Source organism: Streptomyces sp. NPDC020845 (assembly GCF_044334165.1).
In the GTDB taxonomy this organism is placed as follows: domain Bacteria; phylum Actinomycetota; class Actinomycetes; order Streptomycetales; family Streptomycetaceae; genus Streptomyces.
In genome coordinates, this window is the sequence record NZ_JBIRSJ010000004.1 from 149,396 (window position 1) to 170,311 (window position 20,916).

Consider the following 20,916-nt stretch of genomic DNA (forward strand, 5'->3'; position numbering starts at 1 on the left):
CAAGTCGGCCCGAGTCGGCCCGTAGTGCGTAGGCACCAGGACAGGTGAGTGGCTGGTCCGGGTGCACCAGGGGAAGACGGCGGCAGGGACGATGCCCGGAAGGGGCGCCGGAGGGAAGGGTTGGAGGCGCGTGAATCCCGCGCATTTCCCCCTTGCCTAGCGGTGTCTGGAGTGATCAACAGGTGGCGACATTTCTTTACCGGATCGGACGGTGGGCCTTCCGGCGCCGTCGGCTCGTGGGTGGTCTGTGGCTGGGTGTCCTGGTGCTGGCCGTCGCCGCCGCCGCCATGGCGCCGGAGGGGAAGGAAGAGGACCTCTCCATGCCCGGTACCGAGTCGCAGAAGGCGTTCGACCTGCTGGACGAGCGCTTCCCCCAGAGCAATTCCCAAGGCGCCGAGGCCCGCTTGGTGTTCCGGGCCCCGGATGGGCAGCGGGTGACGGCCAGGGAGAACAAGGCGGCCGTCGAGGACACGCTCCGCTCGCTGGACCGGGGCGATCAGGTCGCGTCGACCACCGACCCCTATGAGACCGGCGCGGTCAGCGAGGACGGCACCATCGCCTACTCCACGATCACCTACACCGCGGACGCCGTCGACCTGGCCGAGCCGACGAAGAGCGCCCTCGAGGAGGCCGCGAGCCGGGCCCGGGACGCGGGGCTGACCGTGGAGATCGGCGGCTCGGCCCTGGATTCGGAAGAGGAACCGGGCGGTACGACGGAGATCATCGGCGTGGCGGTGGCGGCGGTGGTGCTGGTCCTCGCCCTCGGGTCGCTGGTCGCGGCCGGATTGTCGCTGCTGACCGCCTTCGTGGGCGTGGCCATCGCCTTCGGCCTGGTCTCCGCGCTGGCCGTGCCGCTTGGCCTGACGTCCACCGTCGCCATCCTGGCGCTGATGCTGGGGCTTGCGGTCGGCATCGACTACGCACTCTTCATCACCTCCCGCTTCCGCGACGAACGCGCCCAGGGCAGCGAGCCGGAGGAGGCCGCCGGGCGGGCGGTGGGCACGGCCGGATCCGCCGTCGTCTTCGCCGGCGCGACCGTCTTCATCGCCCTGGTCGGGCTGGGGGTCGTCGGAATCCCCGAACTCACCAAGATGGGCATGGGCGGCGCGGGCGCCGTGGCCCTCGCCGTACTCGTCGCACTGACCCTCGTACCCGCGCTGTTCGGCTTCTTCGGCCGGAGGGTACTGTCCCGCGCCGTCCGCAAGGCCACCCGGCCGGGAAGCGAGCGCCCGGGACACGAGCGCCGGGGACACGAGCGCCGGGGACACGAGCGCCCGGGACACGAGCGCCCGGGAAGTGAACGCCCGGGAAGCGAGCGTCCGCACCCGGCGCCCACCGCGGTCGGCCGGCCCGGGCTCGGCACCCGCTGGGCGCGGTTCGTGCTGCGCCGGCCGGCGGCCGTGCTGCTGATCGCCGGACTCGGTCTCGGCGCCGTCGCCGTACCGGCGCTGAGCCTCGAACTCGGGCTGCCCGGAGACGAGTCCAAGTCGGTGGAGACCACCGAGCGCCGTGCCTACGACCTGCTGTCAGAAGGCTTCGGTCCCGGTTTCAACGGCCCGTTGACCGTGGTCGTGGACACGTCAGCGTCTTCGGGGTCTGGGGACACCCGGGCCACCACGGACCTGGTCGCCAAGACCGTACGGGGAGTGGACGGGGTCGCGTCGGTCGGTGATCCGGTTCTCAGCCGGGGCAAGGACACGGCCGTCCTCACCGCCGTCCCGCGGACCGCGCCGAACAGCGGCGAGACCAAGGACCTGGTGCACGCGATCCGGGGCGCGGTCTCCGGCGTCGAGGCCGACACGGGCGCCGACATCCTGGTGACCGGCACCACCGCGATGAACATCGACATTTCCGAAGCCATGTCCGACGCCCTCATCCCCTATCTGACCGTGGTCATCGGCCTGGCGGTGCTCCTGCTGATGGTGGTCTTCCGCTCGGTCCTGGTCCCGGTCAAGGCCGCGCTCGGCTTCCTGCTGTCGGTGGGTGCCGCCTTCGGCGTCCTCGTCGCCGTCTTCCAGTGGGGCTGGGCGGCAGACCTGGTCGGCATCGAACAGACCGGACCGGTCATGTCGCTGATGCCGATTCTCATCATCGGAATAGTGTTCGGCCTCGCCATGGATTACGAGGTCTTCCTCCTCACCAGGATGCGGGAGGCGTATGTCCATGGCGCGTCCCCCGGCGAGGCAATCGTCAACGGTTTCCGGCACAGCGGACGTGTGGTGGCCGCGGCGGCGATCATCATGATCAGCGTGTTCGCCGGATTCATCGGGATGAGCAGCCCGACCGTCCAGACGATGGGCGTCGGCCTGGCCGCCGCCGTCGCTTTCGACGCCTTCGTGGTCCGGATGGCGATCGCACCCGCGGTCCTGGCACTGCTCGGCCACCGGGCCTGGTGGCTGCCCCCTATCCTGAACCGTGTGCTGCCGAATGTGGATATCGAGGGTGAGAAACTGAGCAGGCATGTCCCGGCCTCCGCGGCCGAGTTGGACGCGGCGGTGCCGCGGCTCCCCGTCGGCCGGCACCGGCACTGATCCGGCCATGACGAACACGGGTGGCGGTGGCCCGCGACCACGCGGCACGTGGGGGCGGGAGGCAGCGGTCACGGCGACGGCGTTCGCGCTCTGTCTGCTCGGCGGCGTGCTGCGGGACGACGGCAGGACGCTGTCACCGCCGCCTGCCGCCGCCTACTTCATCGCCGTGGTGTCCTGTGCCGTGCTGCCGGTGCGGCACCGGGCGCCCCTGGCCGCCATGGCGGTCACGACCGCGAGCGGCATGCTGGTGCCGCCCTTGGGTCTCCTGCTGAGCCCGCTCATCGTGGCCCCCGCCGTGATCACCGCCTACTCGCTCACCGCGCGCACCGAACGGCACGCGGCGAGCGCGGTGGCGCTCACCTCCGCGGCGCTGCTGGTCGCCTCCGCCCCCTTGTTCGGGGCCCTCTCGTGGAAGGACGCGAGCAGAGTGGCAGCGGTGACGGCGTTCCCGCTGGTGGCCGGCGTACTCGGGCACTCGGCACAGAACCGACGGGCCTACCTGGCGGCAGTGGAAGAGCGGGCCCGGCGGGCCGAGCAGAGCCGGGACAGCGAGGCGCGCCGGAGAGTATCCGAGGAACGGGTGCGCATCGCCCGGGAGTTGCACGACCTCGTGGCCCATCAGATCACCCTGGCCAACGCGCAGGCCACGGTCGCCGCCCACCTCTTCGACGCCCGCCCGGAGCAGACCCGCAAGAGCCTGAAGGAGCTCGTCGAGACCACCGGCCACGCGCTCGACGAACTGCGGGCCACGGTCGGTCTGCTGCGTCAGTCCGGGGACACGGCGGCGACCGGCGAACCGGCGCCCGGACTGGCCCGGCTTCCCACGCTCCTCGAGTCCTTCCGCCGGGCGGGTCTGGAGGTGTCGGTGCACCAGGAGGGCATGGCCAGGCCGCTGCCGCCGGGAGTGGACCTCACCGCCTATCGCATCGTCCAGGAGGCCCTGACCAACGTGACCAAGCACGCCGGTACCGGTAGCGCCCGGGTACGCCTCGCCTGGAAGCGCGATCGCGTCACCATCACCGTCGCCGACGACGGAGGGGGCGCCCGTACGGCGCCGACCGCGTCCGCGGCGGCGGACCGTCCGCCCGGCTACGGTCTGATCGGGATGCGTGAACGTGCCACCGCGGTCGGGGGACACCTCTCCGCAGGCAGGCGCCCGGAGGGCGGCTTCCTCGTCTCCACCCAGCTGCCCCTCCCGCCCGCCAAGGACACGGCGCGGAAGACTGACGGAGCGACTACCAACGAGGGGCAGATGGCCGACGGACGGACGGGCGACGGAGAGGCCGGGGACGCGCCGTGACGCTCCGGGTGTTGCTCGCCGACGATCAGGCCCTGCTGCGCGGTGCCTTCCGGATGCTTCTCGACAGTGCCGACGACATCACCGTGGTCGGCGAGGCTGCCGACGGCAGGGAGGCGGTGAGACTCACCCGGGAGCTGCGCCCGGACGTGGTGATCATGGACATCCGGATGCCAGAGGTGGACGGTCTCACCGCCACGTCGGAGATCTGCGCGGACCCGGAACTGCGTGCCAGCCGCATCCTGATCCTCACCACGTACGAGACCGACGAGTACGTCGCTCAGGCGCTGCGCGCGGGGGCCGGCGGCTTCATCGGCAAGGGCATCGGGGCCGAGGACCTGCTGGACGCCGTGCGTACGATCGCCGACGGCGACACTCTTCTGTCCCCCGCCGCGACCCGTTCCTTGGTCGCCCGTTTCCTGGCCACACCGGACGACGCCCCGGCGCACCACCCCGAACAGCTCGCCGTGCTCACCCCGCGCGAACGCGAGATGGTGGCTCTGGTCGCGACCGGCCTGTCCAACCAGGAGATCGCCGAGCGGATGTTCCTCAGCCCCTTCACCGTCCGCGCCCATGTGCAGCGCGCCATGACGAAACTGGAGGCCCGCGACCGGGCACAACTCGTCGTCATCGCCTACCGGACGGGCCTGGCCCACGCCACCCCCGACGGCGGCACCGACCGCTTGTCGTAGTCCCACAGGCGGTCGGTGCCCCCGTATCAGGTCACGGCGCCGGGGCGAATTCGGGCAGCGTAAGGGCTGAGTGGGCCGGTCGTGGTGTCGCGGAGGGCATGGTGACGAGGCCACGCAGCATGGTGTTGCGTTGCTCCAGGGCCCGCACCGTGGTGGGGAAGAGGGCGGCCGCACCGTTGTCGACCAATGCCTGATTCATGGCTACGAACTCGCGAACGTCGCGTTCGTAGGCGGCGAAGGCCGCAGTGTGGTCCCGGTTCGTGGCCAGGGCGTTGGCGAGCATGTAGGCACCGACCAGCGCCAGGCTTGAGCCTTGTCCGGTAAGGAACGAGGGTGCGTACGCGGCGTCGCCGACGAGCACGACGCGGCCGCTGGACCAGTGGGGCATGCGGATCTGACCGGCCGTGTCGAAGAACAGGTCATCCGCGTCGCGCATGGCGTTGACCATGCCGGGGACCTCCCATCCCGCGTCTGCGAAGACCGTGGCGACCAGGTCCCGCTGGGCGTCGGGGTTCCGGAGGGCATCGAACGGCGGTTCTGGCTGGTGAAAGTTCAGGAAGGCGTGCAGTTCGTCGTTGTCCCCGACGGCGTAGAGGGCCGCGGCTTTCCCCGGGGTGTTCCACATCATGAGCTCGTGGGAGAGCCCGAAGGTGTTCGGCATGGTGAAAATGGCGAAGCAGTAGCCGAGGTAGCGGTGGAACTGCTCTTCGGGGCCGAACAGGGACTCCCGGGTGTGTGAGTGCATCCCGTCGGCGCCGACCACCAGGTCGAACGTGCGCCGTTGCCCACTGCGGAAAGTAACGTCGACCCCTTGTTCGGACTGGTCGAGGGTGTCGATGGAGTCGTTGAACAGGAATTCCACGTCGTCGCGAACTATCGCGTAGAGGCGCGCGGCCAGATCCCCACGACGCACCTCGAGGTCCTGTCCCTCGACACCGCCGGCAACGGCGCGCGGGCTGAGCGAGGCCACTTCACTGCCATCGGCGTTGAGGAAAGTGCAGCGACGCGAGTCGATGTGCGCGTCCCGCAGTTGCGGCAGTATCCCCATCCGTCGGACCACCTCTATCGCGGTACCGCGGACGTCGATCGGGTATCCACCGTCGCGCAGTGCTCCTGCCTTCTCCACCACGGTGACCGCGCATCCGGACCGGTGCAGCCAGTACGCAAGGGCGGGCCCGGAGATACTGGCCCCGGAGATCAGCACTCTGCGCTTCGCGGGAGTACTCACGTCCATCGGCAGATCCGTAGGTGTCATGCCTGGGTTCCTTTCTTCGTGATACGGACAACGAGAAGTGACAGTGCGGCGACGAGGCCGGCGACGGCGAAACCTGTGACGAAGGCCGATTCGGTCGGCCGGCCCGTCATCGAGTCGGCCCCGGCGTCGAGGATCGCGCCGGCGACCTGGGAGCCCACGGCGACGCCGATCACGCGTGTCACCACGAGCAGGCTGGTGGCGATGCCGGTGTCCCTGGTCTCGACGGCGGTGGCGGTTCGGGTGAGCAACGCCGTGGTACCGATGCCCGCGCCGATGGCGGCCAGCACCTTCGCGAGGACGAGCTGCCACTCCGCGGTGTGCAGCGACACCACAGCGATCATCGTGGCCACCGTGACGACGGCGCCCGCGATGAGCACGGCACGCAGACCGAAACGCCGCGCCGCGATCCCGCCGACCGAATCGCTCACCGCCCCGGCGATGGCGCCGGGCAGCAGGAACAGCCCGATGTCGGTGGTGCCGGCTGCGAAGCCGTACCCGTCGGCCGATACCGCGAACAGCTGCGGGAGCAGAAAGGCCACCATCCCGAAACTGGTGGTGATGACGAGGGTGAGCACGCACGAATGCCACATCGCAGGCTTCGCCAGCATGCGCAGATCGACCATCGGCGAGGCCGCGCGGCGCTCGACGGCGACCCATCCGGTCGCGAGGGCGGCCACGACCACCGCGATGGCACCGACCGCGAGTGGCGGCAGTCCGGCGCCCGTCACCTTCACGAGCCCGAGCATGAACGCGAGCAACGTGCCGCTCAGCAGAGCCATACCAGGCCAGTCGATCCTGTTGTCCGACTGGACCGGCGGATCATGCGGCATCAGCCGAGCCACGACCAACGTCATCGCGATGATCGCGATCGTCGGCAGCGCGAACATCCAATGCCAGGACAGCCCTTCCGCGATCGGCCCGGCAAACAGCGTTCCGACCATGCCGCCGCCCGTGAACAGCGCCATGACCACCCCGAGAGCCAGCTGTGACTCTCCTGTCGGGAGGTGTTTGCGCACCAGAATGAACGAGAGGGGCAGCGCACCCACCATGACGCCCTGCAATACCTGACCGAGCAACAACACCGGCAGGTTCGGCGCCAGAGCGGCCAACAGACCACCAACCGAGACCACGGCCATCAGCCGGACCAGCACCCGCTTTCCGCCGTAGCGGTCGCCGAGTTTGCCTGCGACGGGTGCGACGACCGCGCCGGTGACGAGTAACGTGTTGCCGATCAAAGCCCCTTCGGCAGGACTGACCCCCATCTCACGTTGCAGCAGCGGGAGCGCAGGCTCCACCACTGACTGCAGGGTGCCGAGGGCGAGTGCCAAGATGCCGAGAGCGCCGATCGACAGCCTCTCGATGCGGACCGGGGAAACCACAGCTTCGGACATGGACGTCCTTTTCATCGTTGGTTGCGAGCAAGCGTGTGGACCTGCTTGATGTGTGCTCCCCGCTCAGTCGCCACCTGTTGATCACCCAGACGCCGCTGGGCAAGGGGAATGCGCGGGATTCACGCGCGTCCAACCCTTCCCTCCATCGCCCCGCCGGGCATCGTCCCTGGCCGCCGTCTTCCTCTGGTGCACCCGGACCAGCCACTCACGTGTCCTGGTGCCTACGCACTACGGGCCGACTTGGGCCGGAGCGGGGCCTGACCCGGAGTTCAGCGACCTGGGCTACAGCTCCCGCTCGGCCGCCGGAGATGAGCTGAGCCAAGAGAGGCTTAAGGCCCGTCAGAGAGGCTTCCCCGGACGGCTGAACGTGCGGCGCAAGGGAGGAAAGGGCTGTGGCCGACACTGCGATCAAGAGGTCCGACAGGAGTGCAGCGGTGGTGCCCATCGCGCCGGAGCGCCGCCACACGCTGCACTTCCTGCGGGAGATCCGTTCCTTCTCGCCCGTCTTCCTCGACACCGAGGTCGACATGACCCGCGTCATGCAGCACCGTGCCGTGGCGCGCGAGTCGGGGCAGCCGTACTCGGTGCTCAGTTATGTGCTGCACGTGTCATCTCGGGTTCTCGTGGCCCACCCGGAGGCGAACGCCGCCATCAAGGGGCGGCTGCGGCCGCAGATCGCACGATACGCCGCTGCGAACGCCAAGGTCACTCTCGACAAGACCATGGGTGGTCGGCGGGTGGTGCTGTCCGCGGTCCTTCCCGGGCTCGACTCCCAGGGGCTCCTTGACATCCAGAAGCAGTTGGACCACGTCAAGGACATGGATCCGCAGAAGGCGCCGGAGTTCGGGGGAGTGCGTCTGCTGCACCGGCTGCCCGGTCCGGTGGGGCGGGCGCTGTTCCGGCGTACGGTGCGGCCGTTGGAGACGCGGGCCCGTTTCATGGGTACTTTCGCCGTCACCTCACTGGGCCACCGGCCGGTGGACGGTTTCCACTCGGTGGGCGGTACCACCATCACGCTCGGGGTCGGGCGGGCGGCGGACCGTCCGGTCGTCCGTGGTGGCCAGGTGGACATCGCCAAGGTGATGCGGCTCAGCCTCGCCTTCGACCACCGTGTGATCGACGGTGCTGAGGCCGCCGACGTATTGACCGACATCAAGGACGGTCTGGAAACGTTCGACGGCGGACTCGGCACCGACGGCTGAGACGAGGTTGCGACCCGCTCGTCGCTGTCGTTGTGTGGCCCGAGCCGGGTCAGCCGAGCATGAGCAGGTAGTCCGATATCGCGTTGACGAGTTCGGTAGGGCGGTCCCTGAAGTAGTCCTTGCCGCCGTGCAGCATCTGGCAGTCGAACCGTTCCTTGCTGTGGTACGCCCAGGCGGTTGCCTCGTCGTAGGACAGGCATGGGTCGGCGTCACCCAGGAAGACGCCGATGGGGCAGGTGATCGCGGCATCCTTGGCCAGGGAATGGCAGGGTGCGGGTTGGGAGGACACCAGCAGGGCCGCCAGTCTGCCTCCGCTCCGGTCGTTGAGCAGGAAGGTCAGTTCGAGTGTCTGCGCCACTTCGAAGGCGACGGTAGCGCCCAGCCCCTGACCGAAGAGGACCGTGGGGCTGTCCAGCCGGTCGACGAGTGTTTCGGCGATGAGGTGCGCCGGCGCGGGGGACTGCAACGCATCCCCGCCCGCTGGCTCCGGAGCCGACTGCGGGTACTGCACCGACAGAACTTCGGTGGACGGTGCCAGTGCTTCCGATATCGACCGGTAGTACGACATCCCTTCCCCGGCAGGCGGGAAGCACACGAGCTGAAACTTCGGCCGGGGCATCAGGGTGAAGCAGTGCACTGAGACGGACCGGTCGTCGAGCACGGTTTCCTCCGTGGATGTCCGGGCGGCCGCCGGGTCCCGCGAGCGTGCGACGGGCTCCTCTGGGTCAAATGCCCGCCCATTGTCTGACAGTGTGCGAAGGAGGAACACCTCGCCTGCGTGGATGGGGCCGGAACTCATCGGTTCGCTGGCGCAGTTGCGGCTTGGTCATTCAGTGCGCCTTAAGCGACGACCGGCACGGTACTGCCCACCCCAACAGTGCCTGCCTCGATGGCGGTGCTGCGAGCGAGGAGCGTGAGCGAATGGCGCGTATGGAGCGATCGCGCGGTGCCTGCTGTCTGCGCATGGCCTGGGACATGCTGGTGACCTTCGGCGGTCTCTGGGTCCAGTTCCCGCAGGTCGTCCCGGCGTCGACCGTTACGCCGCCAGGCGAGGGCCCGGCCCCTCGCCACCCTGAACGGCTTTGTCCTGAGCGCCCGCTGACTCCGGTCGAGCGGCGCCTGCGGGAGGAACTGCGCAGTTGAGACTTTGTGCACGAAGGCCCCCGGCGGTTCGACGACGGCTCGGTGAAGGGGGCGGAGGAGGCGCGCTCAGTGCGGAGCCTGTGGGGCCCACGGGCCCTCGAGTGTCGGCAGGAGCAGGTCGAAGTGCTCCTCGATCGTCTGCGCGACCGCGTCGAGATCGGCATCCTCGTCAAGGCCCCAGCAGCGACTGGCCACTCGTGTCACCGCGGTGAAGATGGCCACCACCAGCTTGGGACGGGGATCGGTGTCGTAGTCGACGCCCTCTCTTCGGGCGATTTCCCGGCCGAGGCGTTCCTCGAACGCCATGGTGCGCTGCGCGTGCGCGGCGCTAAGGCCCGGAGCGGTCTCGATGATGCGCAGGATCCTGGCGAGTGCGGTGACCCCGCTGATCCGCTCGGTCTGCTCTCTGACGTCTGCCCAGGTCTCCCGCACCGATCCGCGCAGCGCCTCCAGAGGCCCTTCGCTCGGGGGGCGTTGGGCGAGCAGTTCGAGGACGCGCTCGTCGATCTCGGTCACGGGGGCGAGGGCGACGTCCTCTTTGCCGACGAAATAACGGAAGAACGTGCGCGGTGACACGTTGACCGCGGTGACGATCTCGTCCACCGTCGTCTTCTCGTAACCCTGTTCTGTGAACAGGCTGATCGCGGAGCGGATCAGCGCGTCGCGGGTGAGTTGCTTCTTCCGTTCCCGCAGTCCGGGTTCGCCCGCCTCGGCTCCCAGCTTCACCTGTGGCCAACTCCTTAGTGATCACCTGATGGGCTTACCTGCCGCCGCGATCCCCGTGGCGACGACGCCGGTTGAGGTATCCGTACCGCGACCGATGTGGGGACCATTGTGCCAGAAAATCATGGCACAAGATGTCTACTGGCAGGCGTTGACGTTTGTCAGTGACTGCCATATCTTCGGCCTGGGTTGCTGAGTTGCCCTCGCTGTCTGTTACGACATCACTCGATCGGAGCCGTCATGGCCCAGACCTCCTTACAGAACTCCACTGAAACAGCCTCTTCGAGGCCAGGCCGCGGCCTGCGCGGGCACCCTTGGCTCACGTTGTTCACCGTCGGCATCGGGGCCATGATGGTGACCCTGGACGGTACGATCGTCGCCGTCGCCAATCCCGCCATCCAGCAGGACCTCAAGGCGTCACTGGAACAGATCCAATGGATCACCAACGGCTATCTGCTCGCCCTCGGCGTCTCGCTGATCACCGCCGGCAAGCTGGGTGACCGCTTCGGTCACCGTCAGACCTTCCTGGTCGGAGTTGTCGGCTTCGCCGCGATGTCGGCCGCCATCGGCCTGTCGGGCAGCCCCGGTCTCGTCATCGCCTTCCGCGTCCTGCAGGGCATGTTCGGCTCCCTGCTGCAACCGGCCGCACTCGGCCTGCTGCGCGCGACGTTCCCCGCGAAGAAACTCAACATGGCGATCGGCATCTGGGGTGCCGTGATCGGCGCCTCGATCGCCGCGGGCCCCATCATCGGCGGCGTGCTCGTCGAGCACGTCAACTGGGAGTCGGTGTTCTTCCTCAACATCCCCGTCGGCGTCGTGGCCTTCGCGCTCGGCCTCGTCGTGCTGCGTAAGCCCCCCGCCGAGAAGCGGGCCGGCGGCGCGTTCGACTTTCCCGGCGTCGTGCTGCTGTCCGGGGCGATGTTCTGCTTGATCTTCAGCCTGATCAAGGCCGAGGCGTGGGGGTGGACCGGCGCCAAGACCATCGGTTTCCTCGCCGCGGCGATCGTCCTCGGCATCGTCTTCGCGGTCTGGGAGACCAAGGCCCGCGACCCGCTCATCCCGCTCCGGCTGTTCCGCTCCGTCTCCCTGTCGGCGGCCACCGTCGTCACGGTCCTGATGGCCTTCGCCTTCATGGGCGGCCTGTTCTTCATCACCTTCTACCTGCAGAACGTGCACGGCATGAGCCCGGTGGACAGCGGCGTCCACCTGCTGCCCGTCACCGCGATGATGATCATCGGGTCCCCGATCGGCGGCGCCCTCATGTCGAAGTACGGTCCCAAGCTCCCGTTGGCCGGCGGCATGGCCCTCTCGGGAGCCGCCATCCTCGGGCTCGGCTCCCTCGACACCGACGCGAGCACCCTCTCGATGTCCCTGTGGTTCGTCCTCCTCGGCCTCGGACTCGCCCCGGTCATCGTTGCCAGCACCGATGTGATCGTGAGCAACGCCCCCGAGGAGCACGCCGGTATCGCGGGCGGCCTCCAGCAGGCGGCGATGCAGGTCGGCGGCAGCCTCGGCACGGCCGTACTAGGAGCGGTGATGTCCTCCCGGGTCGGTGACGAACTGCCTGGCAAGTGGGCGGCCGCCGACCTCCCGAAGGTCGACGCGCAGCAGCAGGAAGCCATGAAGGACGCCATCTCCGTCGGGCTGGCGCCCGTACCCGAAGGCACCCCCGCGGAAGTCGGCAAGACCATTACGAAGGTCGCGCACGACAGCTTCATCAGCGGGATGGGGCTCGCTTTCACCATCTCCGCCGTCATCGCGGGCTGCGGGGCGATACTCGCCCTGCTGACCCGGCGCGGCTCCAGTGCCACGGGTGAGGCGGCCGTCCACGTCTGACACCGACGGCCGGTTCGGCCCGGACCGGCCGAGCCGCCGCCACTCGGCATCCAGCACACGTCCCGGGCCGCCGCGGACGACACGCCCCGCGGCCCGGGACCCGGAACCGCTCATCCAGCGGAGATGAGCTTCCGGGTTCGCACCGATCCGTGGGGACGGGGCGGTGCGAAAAGCGGGCCCGGCGACCGGTACATCCCCCGGCTGGTCGCCGGGCCCGTTCATTCCCGCCATTCCCGCGCCGACAGACCGCGCCCGGCTTCCAGAGTCGCGCACTTGCCCAGTGGGGGCCGCGATGCCCGGGATCGACCCGACGGCCCTGCGGGGCAGTGACACGGGCGTCTTCGCCGGGATCATGTACAGCGACTACGGCGCCCGCCTGCACACGGTACCGCCGGAGTACGAGCCGTTCCTCGGCAACGGCAGCGCGGCCAGCGTCGCTTCCGGCCGGGTGTCGTACGTCCTGGGCCTGCGGGGCCCGGCCCTGTCGGTCGACACCGCTTGCTCGTCCTCGCTCGTCGCACTCCATCTCGCGGTGCGGGCGCTGCGCGGAGGCGAGTGCGGGCTCGCGCTCGCGGGCGGTTCCACGGTGCTGTCCACGCCCGGCCTGTTCATCGAGTTCAGCAGGCAGCGCGGGCTGGCCGCGGACGGCCGCTGCAAATCGTTCGCCGCGGACGCGGACGGCACGGGGTTCGGTGAGGGCGTCGGCGTGCTGCTGCTGGAGCGGCTGTCCGACGCGCGGCGCAACGGGCACGAGGTGCTGGCGGTGGTGCGGGGCTCGGCCGTCAACCAGGACGGCGCCAGCAACGGTCTGACCGCGCCGAACGGTCCCTCGCAGGAGCGGGTGATCATGCAGGCGCTGGACGACGCCGGCCTGACGAGCGCGGACGTGGACGCCGTTGAGGCGCACGGCACGGGCACCACGCTCGGCGACCCGATCGAGGCGCAGGCGCTGCTGGCGACGTACGGGCAGGACCGGGATGTCCGGCACCCGCTCTGGCTCGGCTCGGTGAAGTCGAACATCGGGCACACCCAGGCCGCCGCCGGTGTCGCCGGAGTCATCAAGATGGTGCAGGCCATGCGGCACGGGGTACTGCCGCGCACCCTGCACGTCGACGAGCCCACCCCGCAGGTCGACTGGGAGACCGGACAGGTGCGGCTGCTGACCGAGGCGCGGCCGTGGCCGGAGCACGACCGTCCCCGGCGGTGTGCCGTCTCCTCCTTCGGCATCAGCGGCACGAACCCCGGCCCGCGGAGGTGGCCCGGTCCCTCGCCGAGCGGACCACCTTCGACCATCGCGCGGTCGCCGTCGGCGGTGACCAGGAGGGGCTGCTGCGTGCCGTCGCGGCTGTGGCCCGAGGCGAGAGCGGACCCACGACGGCGACGGGCAGCAGCGACAAGGACGCGCGCCTCGGCTTCCTCTTCACCGGGCAGGGCAGCCAACGACTGGGCATGGGAAGGGAGTTGAGTGAGTCCTTCTCGGGCTTCGGCGAACTGTTCGCGGACCTGTGCGCACACTTCGACCGGCACCTGGAACATCCCCTGCGTGATGTCGTGCTCGCCGCGCCCCGCTCGCCCGAGGCGAAGCTGCTCGACCAGACGCTCTACACCCAGTGCGCCCTGTTCGCCATAGAGGTCGCCCTTTACCGGCTGCTGGAACGCACCGGACTGCGGCCAGACTTCGTCATGGGCCACTCCATCGGTGAGCTGGCCGCCGCCCATGTCGCCGGTGTCTCCGGCCTGGACGACGCCTGTGAACTGGTCGCCGCGCGCGGGAGGGCGATGCAGGCGGTACGCGCGGACGGCGCGATGGCCGCCATCGAGGCACCAGAGAGCGAGGTGCGCGAGGCGCTTGCCCCCTACGACGGCAAGGTGGCCGTGGCCGTGGCCGTGGCCGCGGTCAACGGCCCGTCCGCCACCGTGATCTCGGGCGACGCCGACGCCGTGGCCGAACTGGCCAAGGCATGGCGGGGCCGGGGCCGACGCACCAAGCGGCTCCGGGTCAGCCACGCCTTCCACTCCCCGCACATGGACTCCGCCGCGGCCGAACTGCGCACCGTGGCAGCCAGGTTGACGTACCGGGCGCCGGACATCGAGGTCGTGTCCAACGTCACCGGCCGGGTGGCGATCGCCGATGAGCTGATGAGCCCCGACTACTGGGCCCGGCACATCCGGCAGGGCGTGCGCTTCTACGACGGGGTGCGCACCCTGGAGGAGAACGGCGTGCGCCTCTTCGTCGAGATCGGCCCGGACGCCGTCCTGAGCGCGATGGCCCGCGACTGCCTGGGCTCCGAGCCGCTTGTGCTCGCCCCCACGCTCCGCCGGGACCGCGCCGAGCCCGGCACTCTGCTCCTCGCCCTGGCCGAGACGTGGACGCACGGCAGGGCCGTGGACTGGCGGGCACTGCTACCCGAAGCGACCGCTCCGACCGCTCCGAGCGCGACGGCGGGACGTCTCAGGCTTCCGCCGTACGCCTTCCAGCACCGCCCGTACTGGCTGGAGGCCACGTCGGAGCGGGCGCCGAGGGCGGGCACCGGTACGGACGACGGGTGGACGTCGGTGGACGACCAGGAGTTCTGGTCGGCCGTGGAGCACGGCGATCCCGCCGTCGTGGCCCGCACGTTCGGCGCCGGTCACGAGGAACGGCGGCTGCTGGCGGAGTTGCAGTCCACGCTCGCAGGATGGCGTCGCCAGCGTGGCTGGACGTACGAGTGGCAGTGGCGGCGGCTGCCGGAGACCAGCACCGGCCTGCACGCGGCTACCCCCGCCGTCGACGCCGGCTGGCTCCTGGTGGAGCCGCGGCAGGAGGACGAGGAACAGCGGTCGGACCTCCATCAGGCGCTGTCGGCCGCCGGAGTGAGGGTGTCGCGATTCGCCGTGAACCCCGACGACGAGAACGCATCGGTCGCCGAGCGCCTCGGCGAGGCGCTGGACCGCCTCCGGCAGGACGGCGGCGCAGCCGGTGTTCTGTCCGCGCTGGCCGCCGCGAAGGGTCCGCATCCGGAGCACCCCGCCATCCCCGTGGGGGTCGCCCTGACCACCCGGGTCGTGGAGGCGCTGGCGGTGCTCGGGGAGGACCTTCCGCTGTGGTCCCTGACGCGCGGAGCTGTCTCCACCGGACCTGGCGACCCGTCACCCGACCCCGCGCAGGGGCATCTGTGGGGGCTGAGCCGCATTCCCGGGCTCCGCCCGTCCGACGGCGCGGGCGGCACGATCGACCTCCCGGCCGCCCTGGACTCCGTCACCGTCGCCCAGCTGACGCGTGTTCTCGCCTCAGCCGAGGGCGAGGACGAGTTCGCCGTACGGCCCTCGGGCCGCCATGTCCGTCGTCTGCTACGCGCGCCCTGGCCGGTGCCGGAGCCGGACGCGGCTCCCGCCGACGGCACCGTCCTGGTCACGGGGGCGGGCGCCACCGCGGGCCGGGCGGCTGCGCTCGCACTCGCCGACGCCGGCCACCATCACTTCCTGCTCCTCGTCCCCGAGGCCGAGACCGAGAGCGAAACCGTGCCCGCCGCGACCGCCGCGGCCGACGCCCTGCGCTCCGAACTCGAGGCGCGCGGAGCGATCGTACGGCTGCACGCCGCGGACCCGTCCGACCGCACCGCGCTCGCCGCCGCCCTCGCGGACACCGGCGACGAGACACCACTGAGCGTCGTCCTCCACACCGGTGGCGGGGCCGCCCTGCGCCACCTCCACGAGCTCACGCTGGACATCCAGCTGACGGGGTTCGTCGTCTTCGCCGACTTCGTGGCGCTCACCGGCAGCGACCCCGGTTCGTGGCAAGCCGCCGTCGAGGCGTCTGGTGGAAGAAATCGAGAACACGTACGCGTCCGTGGACAAACTCGTCCTGTGTGCTCAGCGTTACAAACTCTTCGGTAAGCGTTCGGTGACGGCGGAGGGGTTCGAGCACAGCTTCGCCCTTTCCTATCTGAGCCGGTTCGTATTGAGCTACGGCTTGCGGGACGCGCTCGAGTGCACCAAGCGGCCGGTGATCATGAATGTGGGCACTCCTGGCGTGGGTCTCGGCAAGATCCACTGGGATGACCTGCAACTGGAGCGCGGCTACAACGGCAACAAGGCCACGCTGCAGTCCTTCCGGGCCAACGACCTCCTGGGCGTGGGTTTCGCCGAGACCTACGACAAAGGCTCCGTGACCTACATCGGATACAACCCGGGCGTGGTCTCCACGGGAATGCCGAATTCCTTGCCGCTCCCCATGAAGGTCATGACCAGGGCCACGTTCGCTGTGGCGGCGACGTCGGTGGACAAGGCAATCAAGCCCATGGTCGAACTGCTCGACAGCCCGCCCGCCGAACCTTTCGCCGCATACTGGAAGAAGAAGTCGGTGAATACCCGCGGAAAGGCGTTCGACGTCGCGGACGCGCTGCGCTTGAAAGAGATCACGGAGCAGTTGGTGGGTATGTGATGATATCTGCCGTGCCGCCGTTTCCCGACGGTCAGCTCCAGCAGCTCGGATATGTGGTGAGGGACCTCGATGAGGCAATCGAGCAGTTCTCTGCCACATTCGGCGTTTCGCGATTCTTCGTGTGGCGTGACTTGGGCGCTACGATTACCGGGAAGACATACCGAGGGCGGCCGGGAGAATTTCAATTCTCCTGTGCGTTTGGTTATGCCGGAGACATTATGGTGGAGCTGATCCAGCATGACTCCGGGGAGAGCATATTCAAGGATTGGCTTGACGAGAGAGGGCCTGGGCTGCACCACGTCTGCTTCCTGATGGGCAGTGTCCAGCAGTTCGAGGCAGCCGTGGCGGGGATGGAGGCGGCGGGCCACCCGATCGCGATGTCGGGCCGCTCCGAGGACGCCCGCTTCACCTACACGGACACGGTCGACCCGTTCGGCGTCTACACCGAATTGGCCTACGGCCCCCCGGAGTTCCTTGCCGCGTTCGACAGGATCAAGGCCGGCGACTTCTGAGCGGCGCCGACATCACAAGACGGTGGCGCTAAGTGCCAAGTTGAAAACATAGGGTCATTTTGGGGTCGATGGGCGCCCGGCGGCGGGGGAGGTGTGACCCGTTATGCTGCTACTAAACCCGTCCCAGGCATTCCATCGTTCTTCCAGCCACTCACCGACACAGGACCCACGAAAGGCCCCGGCCTCGGCCGGGGAGTACGGATAGGAAAGGTACGTGAGTGGCGAGGGCAGGCGGATCGCTGACCCGTAGGGGTCTGCGCGGCCGAGAGGTCGAGCTCGCAGAGCTTCAGGCACTGATCGCCTCGGTGGCCCGTACCGGAAGCGGCGGGTTGGCCCTGATCCAGGGGGAACCGGGCATCGGTAAGAGCACGCTGCTCGCCGAGGCCGTCGCCGGGGCCAGGGCAGCGGGATTCTCAGTCGGTGTCGGCAAGGCCGATGAGCTTCATCACATCGTGCCGCTCTCATCGTTGGCGGCCTGCGTCCTGCACGGCGATCAGCCGCTGCTGTCCGGCGATGCCTTTGCCGATCTCGCCCGCAATCATGATCAGCGCATCTGGCTGGTGGAGCGCCTGGCGGAGGCGATCGAAGCCAGAGCGGGCAGCGTGCCGGTGCTGATCGGCCTGGACGACGTGCAGTGGGCCGATCCGCTGAGCCGGTTTGCCCTGAAGCAGCTTCCGGCACGCCTGCGGACCTCGCCGGTGCTGTGGCTGCTGACCGCGCGACGGGAGCCCGCGGGCCCGGCGGAAGAGGTCGTCGCGGCCGCGACCGGCAACCTCCCGACGGCCACCGTGCCCCTGGGGCCACTGTCCGGCGCGGCCATCGATCAACTGGTCGGTGACACACTCGGGGCAGCGGTTGACGAGCAGGTACGGGACTTGCTCGAGGGAGCCGGCGGGAACCCGTTTCTGGCGGTCGAGATGCTTGCGGGCCTGCGGACCGCCGAGGCATCGGGCGAACTCGTGCCCCCCGGCGAGCTTGTGCCCCCCGGGCTCGTGGTGGGTGTGCGGGGCAGGCTCAGGTCCCTGCAGCCCGGCACGCTGCGCTTCCTCCAGATGGGAGCGGTGCTGGGACGCAGTTTCGGTTTCCACGACGCCGCCGCGCTCTGCGGCCGGCCGGCCGCCACATTGATCGAGGCGCTCGAGGAAGCCGTGCGCGCCGGACTCCTGGACGACGACGGCGATCAACTGGCCTTCCGGCATGATCTGCTGCGCCAGGCGGTCTACGTCGACATCCCGCCGTCAGCCCGGAAGGCTCTTCACCGAGAGGCTGCCCACCACCTTGTCTCCGCGGGCCACCAGCCGATCGACGCGGTGCCGCACATCCTCAGGGGAGCCCTGCTCGGAGACGAGGAAGCCGTAGCGCTGCTGCAGCGAGCGGCCGACGACGTACTGTCGGTCACGCCGGGCCTCGCGGCCGACCTGATGACACGCGCTCTGGAACTGGTGCCGCCAGCACTGCCGCTGAGGTTCACCGTGGGTGAGCGGACGATCCTCTCCCTGACACGGGCCGGCAGGAACCGCGAGGCGCTGTCGGCAGGTGACCGGCTGCTGGCCGGCCGGCCGCCGCTGGAGGCGTTCAGCCGGCTGCAGGCCGCCCTCGGCGGGGCGCTGTGGAACATGGATCTCGCCGGCGAATTGCGCCGCCGGACCGAAACCGCCCTCTCCATGGGCGGCGCCGCCCCGGAGATCGGGGCGAGGCTGGCCGCCCTGCACGCCCTGGCCTTGTCCCGGGATCACGATCTCGTCGCGGCGCGTGAGGCCGGAGAGACCGCGCTGCGTGCCGCCACCGCGGCCGGTGACCGGGAGGCACACATCCTGGCCCTGTCCGGGCTCGGCGAGATCGCGCAGAACGCGGGTGAGAACGCGGTCGCGCTGGGGCGCTTTGCCGCGCTGAGCGCCATCGATTCCGCTTTCCTTCCCGAAGAGATCGTCGCGCATCTGCACATGGACGACTTCGAGGCCGGCGAACGGCTGCTCTCGCAAGCGGCGGACCATGCCGGGGCGATGCGTCAGGCCATGATGCTGTGGGCACAGGGCCTGCGCGATCTGGGCCTCGGCCGACTCGACGACGCCGAGGCCGACTTCATGACCATGGAGCGCCTGGAAGACGAGGTGCAGATACCCGTCCAGCAGGTGAACGGTCGCGTGATCTGCTCCCGGATCGCCCTGCTGCGCGGCGACCGGGAAGCGGCGCGGGAGCACCTGGTCGCAGCGCAGGAAAGGCTGGCGGCCAAACCGAACCCGGGCAACACGGCCGCGGTGCGCTTCCTGGAAGCGGTCCATGCCGAGGCCGACGGGGACATCGGGCTTGCCGTCGACAAGATTCGACACGTGCAGCAGCAAGGCGTCTTCATGCGCTGGCGGCTCTTGCGCGACTGGGTCGATTCCGCGATACGCATGGCCCTGCGCGGCGCGGAGCACGAGCTCGCCGAGGACCTTGGCGCACAGGCCGTAGCCCATGCCGAACGCAACGCCGCCGTACCGACCGCCACGGGCATCGCGGCGCAGGCCCTCGGGCTCGTGAAAAACGACCTCGCCATGCTCGAACGCTCCGCGGAGCTGCTGAAGGCAAGCCCTCGCCCGCTGGTCCGGGCCGCCGCATACGCCGATCTCGGACAGGCACTCCTGGCGGCAGGCCGGAAGCGTGAGGCAGTGGCCGCGCTGACGCACGCCCGTGGCACGTTCGCCGAGTCGGGCTCCCACGCCGCGGCGGCATGCGTACAGCACGCTCTGGAGGGGGCAGGTGCAGGCAGCCCCGGGACGGCGGCCAAGCAGCGCCCCGTCCAGGGGTGGGGGGCCCTCACGGCCTCGGAGAAGAAAGTCGCACGCCTTGTCGCCGCGGGTCACACCAACCGGTCGGCCGCCGACCTGCTCGTCGTCTCCCCGCATACGGTCAACACTCATCTGACGTCCGTCTTCCACAAGCTGTCGATCAACTCGCGGGTTCAACTCGCGAACCTGGTCATGACCTTGCCCGACAGCTGAGCGGACCTGGCTGAGCGGACCTGTTGGTACGTTCACGCGATGCGCTGCCACACCTGAGCGCGCTTGGCTGGCGTATCCCCACAGTCAGTCGGAGGCCACCGGCATGCGCAGCTCCCTCCCCGTACCGCCGACCATCGTGCTTGTGCATGGGGCGTTCACCGATGCCTCGTCGTGGGCGGGGGTCATCAGCCGGCTTCACACCGCCGGGCTGACCGTGTGTGCCCCGGCGAACCCGCTGCGTGGTCTGGTGCAGGACGCCGCCTACATCAGGAGCGTGGTGCGGGAGATCGATGTCCCTGTCGTCCTGGTCGGCCACGACTACGGTGGCGCGGTCATCACACACGCCGCCACTGACGCCGACAATGTCGTGGCCTTGTGCTACGTCGCCGCGTTCGGCCTCGACGCGGGCGAGTGTGTCCTGGACATCGTGAACCGCTTCGCCCCCGCGCCGGGGGCCGACGCGACCTTCACCGCCGCTCTCCCCGCCCCGATTTCCGGCGACCCGGACCGCGAGATCTACATCCGTAAAGAACAGTTCCCGCAGGTGTACGCCGCCGACCTGCCGACCGGCGTCAAGGAGGTGCTGTCCGTCGCGCAACGCCCGATCGCCTGCGCGGCGCTGACCAGCAGGTCGGGCCCGCCGGCATGGGCCTCCAAGCCGTCCTGGTACGCCATCGCGACCGCCGACCGGATACTCAACCCCACCGCTCAGCGGTTCATGGCGCAACGCATGGCGGCCACCGAATACGCGCTGGACGGCTCGCACGCCGTTGTGCTGTCGCAGCCCGACGCCGTGGTGGCGATGATCCGGGAAGCCGCCGAACAGGGCCATGACCACCGGGCCGAATGATCCATGTCATCGGCCGGTCAGGGCCGCCCTGTAACATGCGTTCGAGCGAAAGATGCCGGTATGGGCCATCTCGGCGG

At 69.5% G+C, this 20,916-nt stretch carries 15 protein-coding genes and 1 pseudogene; 12 read left to right on the top strand and 4 right to left on the bottom strand.

The window, feature by feature from the left end:
• Positions 1 to 182 precede the first annotated feature (182 nt).
• Genes ACH4U7_RS10755 through ACH4U7_RS10765 form a run of 3 tightly spaced genes read left to right on the top strand, consistent with a single transcriptional unit; the run spans position 183 to position 4,520 of the window.
• Complete coding sequence (locus ACH4U7_RS10755; protein WP_398527616.1) at positions 183 to 2,531, top strand: MMPL family transporter; 2,349 nt, start codon at positions 183 to 185, stop codon at positions 2,529 to 2,531.
• A gap of 7 nt (positions 2,532 to 2,538) precedes the next feature.
• Positions 2,539 to 3,831 (top strand): sensor histidine kinase, encoded by a 1,293-nt coding sequence (locus tag ACH4U7_RS10760; RefSeq protein WP_398527617.1) that lies wholly within the window; start codon positions 2,539 to 2,541, stop codon positions 3,829 to 3,831.
• Positions 3,828 to 4,520: a response regulator gene (locus ACH4U7_RS10765; protein WP_398527618.1), complete on the top strand. Its 693-nt coding sequence runs from the start codon at positions 3,828 to 3,830 to the stop codon at positions 4,518 to 4,520. Before ACH4U7_RS10760 ends, ACH4U7_RS10765 begins: the two co-directional genes overlap by 4 nt.
• Positions 4,521 to 4,551: 31 nt before the next feature.
• Here the strand turns inward: ACH4U7_RS10765 and ACH4U7_RS10770 are convergent, their stop codons facing one another.
• Together ACH4U7_RS10770 and ACH4U7_RS10775 are read right to left on the bottom strand one after the other, a co-directional pair.
• The gene (locus tag ACH4U7_RS10770) at positions 4,552 to 5,775 is read right to left on the bottom strand and encodes an FAD-dependent monooxygenase (RefSeq protein WP_398527619.1); all 1,224 of its coding nucleotides are present in this window, start codon (positions 5,773 to 5,775) and stop codon (positions 4,552 to 4,554) included.
• Entirely contained in the window at positions 5,772 to 7,166 is a 1,395-nt protein-coding gene (locus ACH4U7_RS10775; protein ID WP_398527620.1) for an MFS transporter, read from the bottom strand. The genes ACH4U7_RS10770 and ACH4U7_RS10775 overlap by 4 nt, the downstream gene beginning before the upstream one ends.
• A 434-nt stretch (positions 7,167 to 7,600) precedes the next feature.
• On the opposite strand from ACH4U7_RS10775, the gene ACH4U7_RS10780 reads away from it, so the two are divergent.
• Positions 7,601 to 8,368 carry a 2-oxo acid dehydrogenase subunit E2 gene (locus tag ACH4U7_RS10780; protein WP_398527621.1) on the top strand — a complete coding sequence of 256 codons (768 nt, stop codon included), beginning with the start codon at positions 7,601 to 7,603 and terminating at the stop codon, positions 8,366 to 8,368.
• 49 nt (positions 8,369 to 8,417) lie between these two features.
• Here ACH4U7_RS10780 and ACH4U7_RS10785 read toward each other — a convergent pair whose 3' ends face one another.
• Positions 8,418 to 9,029: a thioesterase II family protein gene (locus ACH4U7_RS10785; protein WP_398527622.1), complete on the bottom strand. Its 612-nt coding sequence runs from the start codon at positions 9,027 to 9,029 to the stop codon at positions 8,418 to 8,420.
• Between the two features lie 314 nt (positions 9,030 to 9,343).
• Between ACH4U7_RS10785 and ACH4U7_RS10790 the strand changes: the two genes are divergently transcribed.
• Complete coding sequence (locus ACH4U7_RS10790) at positions 9,344 to 9,511, top strand: DUF6059 family protein (protein WP_398527983.1); 168 nt, start codon at positions 9,344 to 9,346, stop codon at positions 9,509 to 9,511.
• A gap of 66 nt (positions 9,512 to 9,577) precedes the next feature.
• On the opposite strand, the gene ACH4U7_RS10795 is transcribed toward ACH4U7_RS10790, so the two are convergent.
• Entirely contained in the window at positions 9,578 to 10,237 is a 660-nt protein-coding gene (locus ACH4U7_RS10795) for a TetR/AcrR family transcriptional regulator (RefSeq protein ID WP_398527623.1), read from the bottom strand.
• 237 nt (positions 10,238 to 10,474) lie between these two features.
• On the opposite strand from ACH4U7_RS10795, the gene ACH4U7_RS10800 reads away from it, so the two are divergent.
• From ACH4U7_RS10800 to ACH4U7_RS10830, 7 genes and pseudogenes are all read left to right on the top strand, one after another.
• A complete protein-coding gene (locus tag ACH4U7_RS10800; protein WP_398527624.1) occupies positions 10,475 to 12,070 on the top strand; it encodes an MFS transporter in 1,596 nt (531 codons plus the stop codon).
• Positions 12,071 to 12,368: 298 nt separating this feature from the next.
• Positions 12,369 to 14,839: pseudogene (locus tag ACH4U7_RS10805) on the top strand (type I polyketide synthase); the annotation flags it as partial.
• 105 nt (positions 14,840 to 14,944) lie between these two features.
• Positions 14,945 to 15,946, top strand: a complete 1,002-nt coding sequence (locus ACH4U7_RS10810) for a KR domain-containing protein (RefSeq protein WP_398527984.1) — start codon at positions 14,945 to 14,947, stop codon at positions 15,944 to 15,946.
• Positions 15,900 to 16,493 carry a short-chain dehydrogenase gene (locus ACH4U7_RS10815; protein WP_398527625.1) on the top strand — a complete coding sequence of 198 codons (594 nt, stop codon included), beginning with the start codon at positions 15,900 to 15,902 and terminating at the stop codon, positions 16,491 to 16,493. The genes ACH4U7_RS10810 and ACH4U7_RS10815 overlap by 47 nt, the downstream gene beginning before the upstream one ends.
• The gene (locus ACH4U7_RS10820; RefSeq protein ID WP_398527626.1) at positions 16,493 to 17,005 is read left to right on the top strand and encodes a VOC family protein; all 513 of its coding nucleotides are present in this window, start codon (positions 16,493 to 16,495) and stop codon (positions 17,003 to 17,005) included. The genes ACH4U7_RS10815 and ACH4U7_RS10820 overlap by 1 nt, the downstream gene beginning before the upstream one ends.
• A gap of 218 nt (positions 17,006 to 17,223) precedes the next feature.
• Entirely contained in the window at positions 17,224 to 19,989 is a 2,766-nt protein-coding gene (locus ACH4U7_RS10825; RefSeq protein ID WP_398527627.1) for an AAA family ATPase, read from the top strand.
• A 103-nt stretch (positions 19,990 to 20,092) separates the two neighbouring features.
• Positions 20,093 to 20,839, top strand: coding sequence for an alpha/beta fold hydrolase (locus ACH4U7_RS10830; RefSeq protein ID WP_398527628.1), 747 nt, complete (start codon positions 20,093 to 20,095; stop codon positions 20,837 to 20,839).
• Positions 20,840 to 20,916: the final 77 nt, after the last annotated feature.

Bases quoted from the DNA above. Each gene is read 5' to 3' on its own strand.
- ACH4U7_RS10830 (WP_398527628.1), top strand. From the start codon at position 20,093: ATGCGCAGCTCCCTCCCCGTACCGCCGACCATCGTGCTTGTGCATGGG.
- ACH4U7_RS10800 (WP_398527624.1), top strand. From the start codon at position 10,475: ATGGCCCAGACCTCCTTACAGAACTCCACTGAAACAGCCTCTTCGAGG.
- ACH4U7_RS10770 (WP_398527619.1), bottom strand. From the start codon at position 5,775: ATGACACCTACGGATCTGCCGATGGACGTGAGTACTCCCGCGAAGCGC.
- ACH4U7_RS10775 (WP_398527620.1), bottom strand. From the start codon at position 7,166: ATGTCCGAAGCTGTGGTTTCCCCGGTCCGCATCGAGAGGCTGTCGATC.
- ACH4U7_RS10760 (WP_398527617.1), top strand. From the start codon at position 2,539: ATGACGAACACGGGTGGCGGTGGCCCGCGACCACGCGGCACGTGGGGG.
- ACH4U7_RS10790 (WP_398527983.1), top strand. From the start codon at position 9,344: ATGCTGGTGACCTTCGGCGGTCTCTGGGTCCAGTTCCCGCAGGTCGTC.
- ACH4U7_RS10820 (WP_398527626.1), top strand. From the start codon at position 16,493: ATGATATCTGCCGTGCCGCCGTTTCCCGACGGTCAGCTCCAGCAGCTC.